This window comes from Candidatus Kuenenia stuttgartiensis (assembly GCF_900232105.1).
Classification (GTDB): domain Bacteria; phylum Planctomycetota; class Brocadiia; order Brocadiales; family Brocadiaceae; genus Kuenenia; species Kuenenia stuttgartiensis_A.
In genome coordinates this window covers 4,011,586-4,028,012 of the sequence record NZ_LT934425.1, presented here as the reverse complement: position 1 = coordinate 4,028,012, position 16,427 = coordinate 4,011,586, and the positions used below count along the sequence as shown (strand labels likewise).

The window sequence follows — 16,427 nt, the reverse complement described above, 5'->3', positions numbered from 1 at the left end:
TTTTGAATGATTTATACTCCACACACAAACCTAAAGAAAATAGGTAATTTGGGTCTTTTGTTTAAAGAGTAAATAATTCCCTGAATGCTATAATTAATGCAAATAACGCCTTACCACGCAAAATATTTTGCTTTTGAGCTTACAAAACGCAGTTCTTCAGATAGTTTGCAAAAGCTGGCTTCTTCTCTTTTAGACGCCCAGGTAGACTTAAATCCGCATCAGGTCGAGGCTGCTTTATTTGCCTTCCATTCCCCGCTTTCAAAGGGTGCTATACTGGCGGACGAGGTAGGTCTGGGGAAAACCATCGAGGCCGGTCTGGTTATATCTCAAAAATGGGCTGAAAGAAAACGGAAAATTCTGGTTATAGTGCCATCAAACCTTCGTAAGCAATGGAATCAGGAATTACTGGATAAATTCTACCTTTCATCACTTATACTGGAAACGCCTTCTTTTAATCAGGAAATTAAAAAAGGAAACTTAAACCCCTTCAACCAGAACGAAATAATCATTTGCTCATACCATTTTGCAAGGGCTAAAGATGTTTATATCAAAAATATCCCTTGGGACTTAGTGGTCATCGATGAAGCACATAGATTAAGAAACGTTTATAAGCCGTCAAATAAAATTGCCACTGCCGTCAAAAATGCCGTAGCCCACGCTCCAAAAATGCTGCTTACCGCAACGCCGCTCCAAAATTCTTTGTTAGAACTCTATGGTTTAGTCAGTATCATTGATGATTATACCTTTGGTGATTTAAAGAGTTATAAAAATCAGTTTGCCAGATTAGCGAATGAAAATGATTTCCATAATCTTAAAGAAAGACTAAAACCCATTTGTATAAGGACGCTCCGCAGGCAGGTATTAGAATATGTAAAATACACCAATAGAATGGCAATAACGCAAGAGTTTGTCCCGTCTCCTGATGAACAAAGGCTTTATGACCTGGTTTCAGCCTATTTACAAAGGGAAAATTTATTTGCACTTCCGCCAGGTCAAAGACAACTCATGACGTTAATTTTGAGGAAATTATTGGCATCGTCAACCTTTGCTATTTCAGGGACATTAGACGCCCTTGCAATAAAACTTGAAAATATCGTAACTACCAAGGGGCGACAGGAAGACATTGAGCAGATAGTGTCTCAGGATTTTGAATCTTATGATGAAATTAAGGATGAATGGGAGGATGCTGAAGAAGAAAATCAACCCGTTACTGAAACAAAGGAAGAACTTTACACTCCAGAGGAAATCAAAAACATCAAAAAGGAAATCAACGACCTGAAGGGATTTCAATATCTTGCCAGGTCTATTACCCGAAATTCAAAGGGAGAGGTTCTCCTGACCGCCCTGAAAAAAGGTTTTGCTGAAATAGAACGTCTGGGTGGTAATAAAAAAGCCATCATATTTACCGAATCTACAAGAACACAAGAATATCTGAATAGCATCTTAGAAAATACTGAGCACAAGGACAGGATAGTTTTATTTAACGGCTCGAACAACGATCAGAAATCCAAAGAAATCTATAAAAAATGGATCGAGAGGCATCTTGGCACAGACAGAATCACAGGCTCAAAAAGTGCCGATAAGCGGGCTGCAATAGTAGATTATTTCAGAGATGAGGCAGTCATCCTGATAGCCACAGAAGCCGCCGCAGAAGGTATTAACCTGCAATTTTGCTCTCTGGTAGTAAATTATGACTTACCCTGGAATCCTCAACGTATCGAACAAAGAATCGGGCGATGCCACCGGTATGGGCAAAAGTTTGATGTGGTTGTCGTAAATTTCCTAAATAAGAGTAATGCCGCAGACCAGAGGGTTTATCAGTTATTGAAAGAAAAATTCAAGCTTTTTGACGGCATTTTCGGGGCAAGCGATGAAGTATTGGGTAGTATTGAATCAGGTGTTAATTTTGAAAAACGGATTGCACAGATTTACCAGCATTGCAGAACTTCGGGAGAAATACAGTCCTTATTTGACCAGTTACAAAAGGAACTGGAAGAACAGATTGAAGACCGTATGAAAGACGCCAGAAATAATTTGTTAGAAAATTTCGATGAGGAGGTACATGAAAAATTACGCGTTAATTTACAGGAGAGTAAAGAATATTTGTCCAAGTATGAATATTGGTTATGGGAAATTACTAAACACTACCTTGAACCTTACGCTGATTTCGCTATAGACGAGCATTCTTTTATTTTACGTGAAAACCCTTTTGTTGACGAAAAGATACATCCTGGCCCCTACAAACTGGGAAAGAATATTGACGACGTAAACATTTATAGAGTTGGGCATCCTTTGGCTCAGCGTATTATCGAAAAAACAAAGTCTTTATCATTAGTAGTTCAGGAGTTAGCATTTAATTACTCAGACTCTATCAAGAAAATAAATATTTTAGAGTCCCTTATAGCAAAGTCGGGCTGGTTATCTGTAATTAACTTAACAATTAATTCGTTTGAAACTGAAGATCAAATTTTGTTATGTAGCGTGACAGATGAAGGTACAGAATTGGATATTGAGCAATGCAAAAGGCTATTTTCCCTTCCCGCATCAAAAAGTCCCCTCTTGGGAGGGGATTCAGGGGTGGGTTCTCATGTTAAAAATCTCATAAATCAAATAGCCCAAAAACAGCAAGCCGAAATCCTGCAAATGAATGCTGTACGTAATGCAGGTTTCTTCGATACAGAGATGGAAAAATTAGACAGATGGGCAGAAGATGTGAAAAGCAGCATGGAAATTGAATTGAAAGAATTGGATAAAGAGATAAAATGCCGAAAGACAGAAGCCAAAAAAATCCTCAATCTTGAAGAGAAGGTAACGGCACACAGGCAGATAAAGGAAATGGAAAAGAAACGAAACACCATGCGTTTAAATTTGTATCAGACACAGGATGACGTAGATAACAGGAAGGAAAGATTGATAGATGAGATAGAGGCACGCTTAAAACAAAAGATTGAAAAAGCAGAATTGTTTACCGTTAGATGGAAACTTATTTAAAATACCAATAATACAGAACAACAAATGATTAGAACTCACATGGATAGGTAAGGAGAACCAGCTACGGATTGCGTTGCTCGTCGGGAAGCCGGTTTGTCGACACTCTCTATGAGATATATATAACAGAGCCAATGATTACTTGTCCGAAATGCCAGACTGAGATCAAACTGACAGAATCGCTTGCTGCGGCGATGAATGTATATTTGCAAGACAGAGCCTATTTACAGAATAAATCAACAAACTGATAAGTATTATGGAATTTAAACAAAAAATAGTTACCGCTGGTAGTAAAAAACGAGATTATTCCCGTCTGATTAATGCCATATGGATGCCATTACAAGAAGATTACAAGGAAATAATTGAGGATTACTTGTTCATAAGCCGAAAAAGGAGTAAAAGTAAATTCTCTATTTATAAGCTTCAATTATCCATATTAGGCGACTTATTGCAACATACCAAGGCTATTGATGCCATGAAGATTATGTTAGAGAAACTTGCGGCTGATTCAAGTTTACATAAAGAAGATAGGGAGAAGCAAATAAGGACATATCAGAACCAGATAGGCGCTGTCCTTCTAGTCAATCAGTCATTAAAGACTATAATTGATGGAATAGCATGGAGGTGTTTAAACTATAATAGGGTGATTTTATCTGCTTTATCAAACAAAGAGGATAGCGGTCCTGTTCGCCTTGACGAGGGATTAATTACAGAGTTATCTGTTTTTTCAAAAGAAATTCTTCATGAAAAAAAGAGGGCGATAATAAATGATATTAGCAACTTTTTAAGAACTGGGGATATAACTACAATAGACGATAATGGTGACATTGAACTTATAGAAGTAAAGTCGTCAAAGAAAAGGGGACGAAGGATAACAAGACAAAAGGAAAGGTTGCAAGAGGTAGTAGAGTTTTTTAACACTGGAATAACGAAATATGAGGGCACAAAGCTAACAATTCTGCCTTGTGATGTTCCTCTGAAAAATTATTTAGCAATAGCCAAGAACATTATTGCAAAAGCGAGAAAAACGTGTTGTTCTAGCGAATTGATTGGCAACTATATGATTTTAGAGTGCGTTGATTTCGAGAAATTAGATGACATGGACAAGGTCATAGAATATTTTGACTCAAGACATGAAAGTGTTAAAAACCGTTGGGAACAAAATAATGACGTTGTTTTCTCTTTCAATTCTTTAGACCGCCGTGGTTTTTCTGCAAACTTGGCCCCTTTCTCAGTGTTTCCACTTTCAATAGAAGATATCACTGCATTAATGATTGGAAGAATTTATTTAACTTACACAATAAATCTTACTGAAATATTAAAAATATTTGAAAAAGACGGATGGGTGATTGTGGATACTTGTTTAAGAGCGAAAGCGGAACAGTTAAGTACTGAAACTCCTTTTGCAAAAATCAAGAAAGGTAATTTTAATGTCGAGGTGCCTTTTGCAGATGTAGCAAGAGTTATCTATGAGATGCTAAGTCTCAAAGTTTTAATAGATACATACAATGCGCAATATAATAAAGGGCATCAAGAATCCATCTCTTCATTAACTAACTATACTAAAGAGTCTTCACTCTGGGATTAATGAAAGAAATAAACGGAACAGGTACATTTATTCAGAGACTCAATTACAGGGTCCGAGATCACGCTTGTCAATGAGTAAGTATTTAGCGTGAAACTGCAAAGGCATTCGGTATGACCAAAAACCAAAAACTCGAACTCACCTGGATAGGCAAGGAAAACCAGCCAAAGCTGGAGCCGCGCATATTAATTGAAGACCCTGAGAAGTCTTATGGACACACCCCTCGCTTCTCTCAAGAGGGGAATAAAAATACCCCCAACCTCATCTCGAGAGGGAAGTATAAAAGTCCCCTCATGGGAGGGGATTCAGGGGTGGGTAATATGCTCATCCACGGCGATAATCTCCTTGCGCTGAAAGCCCTTGAACAGGATTTTGCAGAAGAGATAAAGTGCGCTTGTATTGACCCGCCCTATAACACTGGTAGCGCTTTTGAGCATTACGATGACGGTCTTGAGCATTCAATATGGCTGAGCCTGATGAAGCCGAGAATTGAGATATTGCATAGGCTGTTACGCCCTGACGGGACTCTATGGATAACAATTGACGATAATGAATGCCATTATTTGAAGGTGCTCTGTGATGAGATATTTGGCAGGAGCAATTTTGTTGCTAATGTTGTGTGGCAAAAGAGAATTCAACCAGATATGAGGGCAACAATTGGCGCAGGGCATGACCATATACTCGTTTTTTCAAAAAACATATCTTTATTTAAACAAAAATTGAATATTCTTGAACAAACTGAAGACCAACTCAGCAGGTACAAAAATCCGGATAACGACCCCAAGGGGCCATGGATATCAGCCGATTTTATGGCAAAAGGGTTTAGACCTAATCAGATGTATGAAATTGTTACTCCTTATGGGAAAAAATATAAACCAAGACCCGGGTCTTGTTGGCGTAATATTGAGTCTGTTTACCAAACGCTATTGTCTGAAGGTAGAATTTGGTTCGGAAAAGATGGTGATTCTGTTCCAAGAAAAAAGACATACCTTTCTGAAAGTGAAGGTATTGCTGCTTGGACATGGTGGCCGAATTCGGAAGTTGGTCATAACCAAGAAGCGAAAAAGGAATGTAATGCCCTTTTTGGTATTGAGGACACTTTTGAAACACCAAAACCTGAAAGACTCCTAAAAAGAATCATTCACATCGCCACTAACCCCGGTGACTGGGTTCTGGACTCCTTCCTCGGCTCAGGCACAACCGCTGCTGTTGCCCATAAGATGTGGCGCAGGTGGATAGGCATTGAACTTGGCGAGCATTGCCATACCCACTGCCTTCCGCGATTGAAAAAGGTAGTTGACGGCACGGATCAAGGTGGCATATCAAAAGCTGTGAACTGGCAGGGCGGCGGTGGTTTCAAATATTACTACTTAGCCCCAAGTTTGCTGAAAAAAGATAAACATGGCAACTGGATTATTGACGAACGTTACAATGCCGATATGCTCGCCGCAGCTATGGCAAAGCATGAAGGTTTTAGACACTGCCCGGATGAGCATATTTACTGGAAGCAAGGCCGTTCCACTGAAAAGGATTATATTTTTATCACCACACAGTTTGTTACGGTACAGTCTCTGGATAAGATTCACGAAGAAATGAAACCGGACGAAAGCCTTCTGATTTGTTGTAAATCTTTTCAGGAAGCTTGCGAAAATCGTTACGCTAATATCACCATAAAAAAGATTCCCAAGATGTTGCTTGGCAGGTGCGAGTTTGGGAAAGAGGATTATAGTTTAAATATTGTCAATTTACCAGTTGAAGCGGATGAGGAGAAAATTGAATCTCAGGAAACAAATCCTACCGCTATTTCGCCTCAAAAGAAAAGAAGTAAGGGACGCACAAAGAAAAAAATAGTTCAACGGTCTCTCTTTGCAGAGGAAAAAGCACGTGAGAAATAATCCGGCATTGGTAGTTGCTCTGAAATTATTCCTGCCGGACAATTTTATCATATCTCATATTGAAGGGGTTACATTATGAGCCAAAGGTGTTCCTATCACTACGGTGATAAGAGCAGACTATCGCAAGATTAGCCTATAGCGACGTGATGTGCAAGTGGTCAATAGTTACTTTTTTAAATAAAAATAGGGGAGTTACAGAATGCAGATTATTAAATCAAAATTGGAAGAACTGATAAAAGAGTTACCCGAAAAGGTAGAGGTGGAAGACGTTATGTATCGTATATACATGCTTCAAAAAATTGAGATGGGTGAAAAAGATATAGCCGAAGGGCGAACATTTTCCCATGAAGAAGCGATAGAAAGGTTATCGAAGAAATGGCAACAGTAATCTGGTCTGAAAGAGCCATATCAGATTCAGAAGGTATTTATGACTATATAGCAAGAGATTCCCTTTTATACGCACAATATACTATCCAAAATATCTTTAAATCCACAGAAAGATTGCAATTATTCCCCAATGCGGGACGTTTTTTACCGGAATTTCCAAATACGCCGTATCGGGAATTGATTATGGGCAATTATCGGATAATTTACCGGTATGATGAAGCAAAAGATAAAGTAATGATCGTTACGGTACTGCATGGAAGCCGTTTACTGAAAGAAGATATTTTTGATAATAGCATTGCCTAAGGACAAAAAATGAATCGCATAGCAAATACCATCAAGAATCGCTTAAGCCTTCGCTTGCCGCAGGCAGACAGCCTGAATATACTGGCAGAGCTGACGGATAAATTGACCCTTCAGAAAAATGGCGATTTATTCGCGGCACTGGAGATAGTCAAAAGCGCCTATCCTGCTTGTGCTGACTTTGAAAGAAACTTCCCTTCTCTCTGTTTCGCTTTAGCCACTGGTGTTGGAAAGACGCGCTTAATGGGGGCATTTGTCGCTTATTTATATCTTTCAAAGGGCATAAAGCACTATTTCGTACTAGCGCCGAATATTACCATTTATAATAAGCTCATTGAGGACTTTTCCAATCCGAATTGCCCAAAATACGTATTTCAGGGCATTGGGGAGTTTGTTCATAACCAACCCCGTATTATTACCGGCGATAATTATAATGAAATTCGCCAGACAAAAATGTTCATAACTGATATTCATATCAACATTTTTAACATCTCCAAGATAAATGCCGAAACGAAGGGCGGCAAGCTTCCACGCGTAAAAAGGCTTTCAGAATATTTAGGCGATTCTTATTTCAATTACCTTTCAAACCTCGATGGCCTGGTTTTGCTGATGGACGAATCACATCACTACCGGGCAGCCAGAGGCATGCAGGTTATTAATGAATTAAACCCTATTTTAGGATTGGAACTTACAGCGACACCCCAAATAGAACGAAGCGGAGGGCCTATTAAGTTTAAAAATGTCGTGTTTGAATATTCATTAGCGAAGGCTATTCAGGACGGTTTTGTAAAGGAACCGGCAGTGGCTACCCGTAAAGATTTTAATCCTTCACAATACTCCGCTGATGAACTGGACAGGATAAAACTGGAAGACGGCATTCGTATCCATGAAGACACGAAAGTGGCTTTGGATATCTATGCGCGGGATAATAGAGTAAAAGCGGTAAAGCCTTTTGTGCTGGTTGTTGCACAGGATACAACCCATGCCGGCAAATTAAAGCAGTTGATCATTTCAAACGCATTTTTTGAAGGTTATTATGCCGATAAGGTAATGGAAATCCACTCGAACCAATCAGGGGAAGAAAAAGAAGAAAATATTGCACAACTGATTTCTTTGGAAAAGCCAGAAAATAAAATTGAAATTGTTATCCATGTCAATATGCTGAAAGAAGGGTGGGACGTAACTAATCTCTATACGATTATTCCCTTAAGAACGGCTACGTCTATGACTTTGAGGGAACAGACTATTGGCAGGGGGTTACGCTTGCCGTATGGAAAAAGAACGGGTGTTGATAAAGTGGATAAACTTACGATTGTAGCCCATGATAAATTTCAGGAGATAATTGACGCAGCCAATCAACCCGATTCTATCATTAAAAGGCAAAATATTATTGAAATTGATCCACAGGAAATCAGTCAACAAAAAGAGGTAATTACCTCCACTTCAAACGTTGAACAAAAATTTGATGAAGAGCAAAGGAAGATTGGGCTTATTGTTGAGCCTGAACAGAGACAAAAAGCCCAGATTAACTTGGAAGTCAGAAAGACGATTCTTTCAACACTTCCGGGACTAAACAATACCGTAACCAATGTCAATGAATTGACAAGGTCAGAAATCAAACAAATAGCTGTAGAAAGAATAAAACAAAAGATTTACAGTACTCCTCAGAAAAATTTATTTACTGCAGAGATGATAAAAGAAGTTGAGGATGCCTATGAAGCGGTGGTACATGATTTTTTACAGAATATAATAGAAATTCCAAGAATCACCATTCAGCAAAGCAATGAAGTAAGGTCGGGCTTTAAGGATTTTGACCTTGATACCAGGAGTCTCAATTACCAACCGGTGTCGGAAGAAATTTTAGTAAAAAAGCTCCGTGAACAGGAAAACAGTGTTGATATTATAAGCGGGAAGGGCAGGGGCATACATGACGGTCCGGAAAATATCATTGTTAATGAACTCATGAATTACCCTGAAATAGATTATGACGAACAGACTGAATTGCTTTTTAGATTAACTGGTCAGGCAATTGAGAAATTCAGGGCATATCTTGACGACGATAAACTGATGAATGTTGTGCAATTTCACAAAAAAGAGATTGGAAGTTATATTTATTCCCAGATGAAGCAACATTTTTACTGTGAAGCGCCAAGCTATGAAAAGCCAATGGTAAAGCCTTTTACAAGGATTGAAGAACATAATTTTTCAAAATACACGAAAGACAGCATTCATCATTTTACCGAGACAATCACTCCAACCAATGCCATTCCTAATAAGGTATTTAGTGGTTTCAAAAAAGCATGCCACAATCTGTATAAATTTGATTCCAAGACAGAAAAAGATTTTGCAGTCATTTTAGAGCAGGACAAAGTAGTTCTTAAGTGGCTAAGGCCTGCATCTAATCAATTCCACCTATACTGGAAGCACAATTCAAGGCAATACAACCCTGATTTTGTCGTGGAAACAAAAGATGCTATTTATCTTATAGAAACGAAGAAAGAGGCAGATATTGAATCGGAAGATGTTCAGGGAAAAGCCCAGGCAGCCTTAGAGTATTGTAAGGTTGCTACAGATTTTACTATTTCCAATGGAGGGAAACCCTGGAAATATGTTTTAATTCCACATAATGCGGTAATGGTGAATATGAGCTTTGAACATTTAACAAAATCGTTTGAGCACAAGAACTGATTGCAGGAGATAAAGTCTATTGCAGAATAAACAGTTCTTTAAGTTTATTACATTACTTTGTTAAAATAAATATTTTGGGTATATTTAAAATTTTGTAACATTTTAGCCTTCTGAAAAATCCGTCCATGCGTTATTCTCATGCTTCAGCAAGAAGAATAATAAAATGTTAGGAAAGATTGAAGCGAGACAAATTATTTGAATTTTGAATGAAGATTCACGTTCATTGTTGTTCATTAGCGGTTGCCCTTCTCAACAACCTTCAGGGAATTTCGAATTACGAAGTTCTCTTATCCTTCGGCATTCTTTATTCATTGTTCAATATTTGATATTCTTTCTACCTTTTAACCGTATAATTCTTCCGGCAGGGGAGGGAGTCCGGATGCGTCACCCTTAAAACAACAAAACCAGCAGCCCTTTATCGTTTCCCTCTGGTTGGCTTAAAATCCGGCTTCATCGGGGCAAGCTGACCATTTGGGCATGGAAAATTTCATAAGGAGCGAAAATAGTATGCAGAAGAAAATCATTCTCTTTTTTAGTTTAAGTTTGTTCATAACCCTAAACCTTAATGCTCAGGATAAGAAAATGAAGGTCAATCCCTTAACTCCCGAAGAAGAACGCGTTATCGTCCACAAAGGCACTGAACGCCCTTACAGCGGAAAATATTATTATCACGATGTAAAGGGCACATACACCTGCAAGCGCTGTGACGCGCCTTTATATCGCTCCGATGATAAATTTGACGCCCAATGCGGCTGGCCCAGCTTTGACGAAGAAATTCCCGGCGCCGTGGAAAGGCACCTCGATTCCGATGGCATACGTACTGAAATAGTCTGCAAAAATTGTCGCGCCCATCTCGGACATGTCTTTTTGGGTGAAGGCCTCACCAAAAAGAACACCCGCCACTGCGTGAATTCTCTCTCACTGAATTTCATATCGGCTGAAAAGACGAAGGTCGTGAATACGGAGAAGGCCATCTTCGCCGGCGGCTGTTTCTGGGGTGTGGAGCATTACTTCGGGGACAAAGAGGGTGTTATTTCAGCTACCTCCGGATACATCGGCGGCACAAAGAAGAATCCTACCTATGAGGAAGTCTGTTCGGGAGCCACAGGCCATGTCGAAGCTGTAGAAGTGGTCTTTGATCCATCCATTGTCTCCTATGAGGAACTTACGCGTTTATTTTTTGAAATCCACGACCCCACTCAGATCAATCGTCAGGGACCCGATATCGGCTACCAGTATCGTTCCGCCGTCTTCTATAATTCAGAGGAACAAAAGAAAACTGCCGAAAAACTGATCAATATTCTTAAGGATAAAGGCTACAAAATAGCCACCACCGTGGAAAAGGCCGGGCAATTTTGGTTTGCCGAGGATTATCATCAGGACTATTATCATAAAACCGGGAAACAACCCTATTGCCATTTTTATCAGAAGCGTTTTTAGCCGCAATGATTTGTTCCGGATGGGATGATTGATGATTGTCCGACTTGGCAGGATTGTCTATTGTCAAATGATGAATACGAAAATCACATCAAAACATTTTAAGTCTACACGTTCATCTAAAAAACCCGATAACTTGCCCCACGCAAAACTTGGAAATCCCCAAAATAGTATTATCATACAAAGAATCGTTGCCATCGTGCCGAAGATTCCAACATGATGAAAAGATGAGCAGAAAACAAATGAATAATACTGAATAATAAAGATGATACTGTAAATAATTCCTTAGAAAACAAGGGAGTGCAGAATGAGTAACATACAAAGCGATAACAGGCACAAAAGGCAAATAATAATTATCTTTGCCTGCATTATAGCGACCGCATTAGTTTTTTACCCGCATTATAATGTTCATGCTGAAAATGAGGAAACATCTCTGCAATTAATCCAGAAAAAACTTGATTTTATCTGGATTATTGTCGCTGCCAGCATGGTTTTTTTCATGCAGGTGGGTTTTACGGCATATGAAGCTGGCTCAGTACAGGCAAAAAATGCCATAAGCGTTTCCATAAAAAATATATTGAATTTTCTTATAAGTTCCATAACATATTTTATCGTAGGGTTTGGGATTATGTTTGGCGTGAGCTATAACGGCTATATCGGCATAAGTAATTTTCTGTTATATGGTATTGATACTCATCTAACCTCCCTGGGATATGCCTTTGTTTTTATCCAACTGGTATTTGCAGGTACCGCAGCCACTATTACATCTGGCGCTTATGCCGAAAGAGCAAAACTGTTAACTCATATTTGTACGACCATTGTTGTTGTTTGCCTGATTTATCCCGTCTTTGGCCATTGGGCATGGGGACATTTATTGCATACCCAGCAGTATGGATGGCTTGAAAGGCTCGGATTTATAGATTTTGCTGGTTCTACGGTAGTCCATTCTGTAAGCGGATGGATTGCTTTGTCGGGCGCCATTGTGCTGGGGCCGAGGACCGGAAAGTTTAATCCTGATGGCACCGTGAACAGGATGTACGGACACAATCTACCACTTGCCACAATAGGTACATTTTTTTTGTGGTTTGGCTGGTTTGGTTTTAACGGAGGGGCTCTTTTGCAGGCTGATACCAGCATCGGGTTGGTAATTATCAATACAACCTTGTCTGGGTCGGTAGCGGGTGTTGCTGCTGCAGTTTTCAGAAAACTGAAAAACAAAACATTGGACGCCGCAGAAATACTTTTAGGAATCATGGGGGGAATCGTTGCCATTGGCGCAGGTTGCAGCAGGGTGAGCCCCGTATATGCATGTATAGTTGGATTATGCGCAGGCATCATCGCAATATTGGCTAAGGATTTTATCGAAAAGATATTAAGAGTGGACGACCCGGTGGGGGCGGTTCCCGTCCACGGATTTTGCGGCGTCTGGGGCACCCTGGCCGTTAGCTTGTTTACTCCCGTGTCTGCATTTTCAATGACAAACTTCAGCCGCCTTTTACAGGTTGGCGTGCAATGTCTGGGAATTATTGTGGCATTTGCCTGGGCTTTTTCATTGGGACTTTTATTTTTCTGGTGTATGAAGAAACTGGTAGGCATTAGAATCAGCACCGAAGAAGAGGTTAAGGGATTAAATATCAGTGAATATGCAGACGTCACATCATGGCTTGACTTTGTTAAAATCACAAAAGTTCAGGACTTGAATGCGGCATTACAGGACAAAATAAAAGACAGAACAAGGGAACTGGAGGACATAAAGAGAAATCTTGAAGAAGATGTGAAGAAAAGAACCTCGGAATTGGAAAAATCGCGGGATGATTTCAAGAAAAAAGCCGAACAATTGGAGAACTTTGCAAAAGTAGCTGTCGGCAGGGAATTAAAGATGAAAAAAATGGAAGAAGACCTTTACGCTTTAAAAAAACCAAAATAAATATAATCTATGAAACTGGGCGCTAAATATATCTTATCAATCAGCCTTTTTGTACCACTGGTACTGGGGGTAAGCTTTACACTGATCATTAAAAGGCAAGACTATTTGCTGGAAGACGAAATAAAAAAACATGCAAACATTCTTGTTAAGCAAATAGAAATGATCCACAGTCGTTTAGCAGAGGCTCAGAATAGTTTCAATACTGGCCGCGCTGGCAGCAATACGGTTTTTATACATTTGCACCCTTCAGAAATCTGCGCGGAATTTTCCAACACCATCAACGAAAACAGACCATACACGGTTCGGCTGATAGCACTGAAACACATAAATACAGATAACCACCCGGATGATTTGGAAGAAGCCGTCTTGAAAAACATGGAAGAACAGAAACCACATGATGCGTATTGTGGTGAGTCGTTTGGCATAAATAATGAAAAAATATTTCGTTATATTGCCCCACTCTATATGAAGAAGTCCTGTCTCGGATGCCACGGAGGGCATGCAGGAAAAACAACCATTCCCGGTCATGAGAATGAGGCATATAAGGAGGGCAATTTGTGGGGAGCGATAAGCGTCATAGCGCCATTAAGACTTATTCATGCAAGCGTGAAATCAAACATAATAATACTTATCTGTATTGCACTGGTCTCTGTTGCCGCAATTGTTTTTATTACATACTTATTGACAAAAAGGTTGATTACAAGCCCCATTTCAAAAATATCACGTGTAATGGCCGCCATTGCCGACGGTGATCTTGACAAGAGGATACATCTTTCCTCAGGGGGCGAAATTGGAATGCTGGCTACCTCTATAAACAAAATGACAGAAGATATGCAGAAGACTACTGTGTCAAAGGCTTATGTGGAAAATTTAATTGAAAGCATGATCGATACGTTGGTTGTGGTAGACCAACATGGCAGGATAAAAACCGTAAATAAATCAATGCTCGATCTGTTAGGGTATGAAGAAAAGGAGTTAATTGGCAATAATATAGATATGATCCTGAGAGACAAAGACAACCCCATTGCGAACCGGAGCTGGAGTGATCTTTGGAAGGAAGATGTATTAAAGGATTACGATATTATGTATCATACGCATAAAGGAGAAGATATCCCTGTGAATTTTTGCGGGCGTATAATGCGTAACAGCGATGGAGAGGTGATAAATGTTGTCGGCGTTGCCAGGGATATGAGGCATACAAAAAAACTTATAAATGAATTGTCAGACTTTAGAGAAGCAACATTGTACATGCTGAACGACCTTGAAAAAGCACGTGCGGAACTGGAGAGAGAAGAAAAGAAACTCGATATGATAGTGACCGGAATAGGCGCATACTTATGCCTCATCGATAGAGAAATGAAGATTACGTGGGGCAACAAACCCTTCGTGGAACAGTTTGGAATGGTATATGGTTTTAAAAATGATGCGTGTAATAAAATTTTTGGCTGCGGCAATGCTTCCACGGAGGACTGCACTGCAAAACGCGTATTTATGAGCGGTAAGAGAGAAGAAATAAAAAAGCTGGTAATTGGCAGGGACAACGAGAAGAAATATTACCACTTTATTGGGTCACCAATCAAAGACGTTCAGGGAAATATTACCCATGTGCTTGAGCTGGTTCAGGATATTACCAAAATGTGGGAAATGGAACATCAGAAGGAAATTATATACAATATTAATAAGATTGTTTCTTCTGATCTTATGTCGGATATGCTATTTAGGTCAATAAGTAATGAGCTGAAGCGCGTCATGGAGTTTGACAGGGTCAGCATTGCCTTGATTGATGAAAAAAAACAAAATGTTGAGGTTGCCGCCATGGACAAATCGTATGATTACACGGCAATTAGCGAAAATGACTGGCTCAGAAAAGAAGGGAGCTTGTTAGAGCAGGTAACTTTTACCGGCAGGCCGTTTATTGTGAGAGATACTTCAAAAAGCGCTTTTGAGCCAGATCGTCTGTTGCTCAAAGAAGGTATAATGTCGCGGCTCAGTTTCCCGCTTGAATACAAAGGCAATATTATCGGAACGATTAACTTTGGAAGTTCAAAAAAAAACAGCTTTTCTGAAAAACATTTTACACTACTGAAACAGATTGCCATACAGTTGGCCATCGCCATGGAAAATGCCAGATTATTTAAAAAAACAAGGGAGTCTGAGAAAAGATACAAAGACCTTTATGATAATGCTCCGGATATCTATATAACAAACGATGAAAACGGGATTATAATCAATTGCAATAAAACAGGCGCAGAGATTTTAGGATATAAAAAAGAGGAACTTATAGGAAGGCATATCTTCGATTTTCAAACGAAAAAAAACAGGGAAGTAATGAAAAAATTATTACCCAAACGTTTGAGCGGACAGCTTGTAAAGGGACCAGAACTACAACTTATAAAAAAAGACGGATGCATTATAGACGTCAGCCTGAACGATAATCATATTTGTGATGATAATGGCAGAATTACCGCCATCAGGTCCGTTTACAGGGATATTACGGCGGAAAAAAGTCTGGAATCGCAACTGTTAGAGGCGGAAAAGCTGGCTTCAACAGGCAGGGTCGTCTCAAGCGTTGCGCATGAGATCAATAACCCGCTGGAAGGCATTATTAATTACCTGCAATTGTTGCTGGAGAGAATGGGGGAGAAGGATGAGAAAAGGAAATATGTGGAACTCGTCATGGACGGCATTTACAGGATAGCGGGAATTGTAAGGAGTTTGTTAGACTCTAACCTGCATATAATGGAAGAAAAAGGCGATCATAATATTAATTATCACATACAAAATGTCGTGAATTTATTACAGAAGAAACTTTCTCAGTCAAAAATAACGGTAAAACAAACGATTGACAAAAATATTCCCTGCATAAGATGCCATTCCAACCAATTAGAACAGGTGTTTACAAACCTTATACTCAATTCTCTTGACGCAATGCCAAACGGCGGAACTATTAATATAACTGCACAAGCAAAAAACAATCAGTTACAGATTGAGTTTGCCGATAACGGATGCGGAATAAGGGAAAAAGATTTGCCAAATATTTTTGAGCCCTTTTTTAGCACGAAAAAAGGGACCGGCACAGGGTTGGGTTTATGGATATGTTACAATATTATAACGGAACACGCCGGAAAGATCGGCATCAAAAGCACCCTTAATGAGGGAACCACTTTTCAGATACTACTGCCGATTTTAAAAACTGATGCATAGTTTCCGCTATGATTCA

General features: G+C 39.5%; 9 protein-coding genes. All 9 read left to right on the top strand.

All coding sequences use genetic code 11. The features are described 5' to 3' along the window. Positions 1–96: 96 nt before the first annotated feature. The 9 genes from KSMBR1_RS18740 (at position 97) to KSMBR1_RS18700 (ending at position 16,411) form a co-directional block, all read left to right on the top strand. Positions 97–2,991 carry an SNF2-related protein gene (locus tag KSMBR1_RS18740; RefSeq protein WP_099326676.1) on the top strand — a complete coding sequence of 965 codons (2,895 nt, stop codon included), beginning with the start codon at positions 97–99 and terminating at the stop codon, positions 2,989–2,991. Positions 2,992–3,244: 253 nt separating this feature from the next. Beyond that, complete coding sequence (locus tag KSMBR1_RS18735) at positions 3,245–4,576, top strand: hypothetical protein (RefSeq protein WP_099326675.1); 1,332 nt, start codon at positions 3,245–3,247, stop codon at positions 4,574–4,576. A gap of 110 nt (positions 4,577–4,686) precedes the next feature. Continuing rightward, positions 4,687–6,468, top strand: a complete 1,782-nt coding sequence (locus KSMBR1_RS18730; RefSeq protein WP_099326674.1) for a site-specific DNA-methyltransferase — start codon at positions 4,687–4,689, stop codon at positions 6,466–6,468. 199 nt (positions 6,469–6,667) lie between these two features. After that, complete coding sequence (locus KSMBR1_RS18725; RefSeq protein WP_099326673.1) at positions 6,668–6,856, top strand: hypothetical protein; 189 nt, start codon at positions 6,668–6,670, stop codon at positions 6,854–6,856. Then, entirely contained in the window at positions 6,844–7,158 is a 315-nt protein-coding gene (locus KSMBR1_RS18720) for a type II toxin-antitoxin system RelE/ParE family toxin (protein ID WP_099326672.1), read from the top strand. Before KSMBR1_RS18725 ends, KSMBR1_RS18720 begins: the two co-directional genes overlap by 13 nt. A 9-nt stretch (positions 7,159–7,167) precedes the next feature. Then, positions 7,168–9,843, top strand: coding sequence for a DEAD/DEAH box helicase (locus KSMBR1_RS18715; RefSeq protein WP_099326671.1), 2,676 nt, complete (start codon positions 7,168–7,170; stop codon positions 9,841–9,843). A 582-nt stretch (positions 9,844–10,425) separates the two neighbouring features. Beyond that, positions 10,426–11,283, top strand: coding sequence for a bifunctional methionine sulfoxide reductase B/A protein (locus tag KSMBR1_RS18710; protein WP_099327118.1), 858 nt, complete (start codon positions 10,426–10,428; stop codon positions 11,281–11,283). Between the two features lie 304 nt (positions 11,284–11,587). Further along, a complete protein-coding gene (gene amt / locus KSMBR1_RS18705) occupies positions 11,588–13,207 on the top strand; it encodes an ammonium transporter (RefSeq protein WP_099326670.1) in 1,620 nt (539 codons plus the stop codon). A gap of 9 nt (positions 13,208–13,216) precedes the next feature. After that, a complete protein-coding gene (locus KSMBR1_RS18700; protein ID WP_099326669.1) occupies positions 13,217–16,411 on the top strand; it encodes a PAS domain S-box protein in 3,195 nt (1,064 codons plus the stop codon). Positions 16,412–16,427 lie beyond the last annotated feature (16 nt).

What these genes read in the sequence shown, in the direction of transcription:
- KSMBR1_RS18740 (WP_099326676.1), top strand. Translation starts at nt 97, where the DNA reads ATGCAAATAACGCCTTACCACGCAAAATATTTTGCTTTTGAGCTTACA.
- KSMBR1_RS18735 (WP_099326675.1), top strand. Translation starts at nt 3,245, where the DNA reads ATGGAATTTAAACAAAAAATAGTTACCGCTGGTAGTAAAAAACGAGAT.
- KSMBR1_RS18730 (WP_099326674.1), top strand. Translation starts at nt 4,687, where the DNA reads ATGACCAAAAACCAAAAACTCGAACTCACCTGGATAGGCAAGGAAAAC.
- KSMBR1_RS18725 (WP_099326673.1), top strand. Translation starts at nt 6,668, where the DNA reads ATGCAGATTATTAAATCAAAATTGGAAGAACTGATAAAAGAGTTACCC.
- KSMBR1_RS18720 (WP_099326672.1), top strand. Translation starts at nt 6,844, where the DNA reads ATGGCAACAGTAATCTGGTCTGAAAGAGCCATATCAGATTCAGAAGGT.
- KSMBR1_RS18715 (WP_099326671.1), top strand. Translation starts at nt 7,168, where the DNA reads ATGAATCGCATAGCAAATACCATCAAGAATCGCTTAAGCCTTCGCTTG.
- KSMBR1_RS18710 (WP_099327118.1), top strand. Translation starts at nt 10,426, where the DNA reads ATGAAGGTCAATCCCTTAACTCCCGAAGAAGAACGCGTTATCGTCCAC.
- amt (WP_099326670.1), top strand. Translation starts at nt 11,588, where the DNA reads ATGAGTAACATACAAAGCGATAACAGGCACAAAAGGCAAATAATAATT.
- KSMBR1_RS18700 (WP_099326669.1), top strand. Translation starts at nt 13,217, where the DNA reads ATGAAACTGGGCGCTAAATATATCTTATCAATCAGCCTTTTTGTACCA.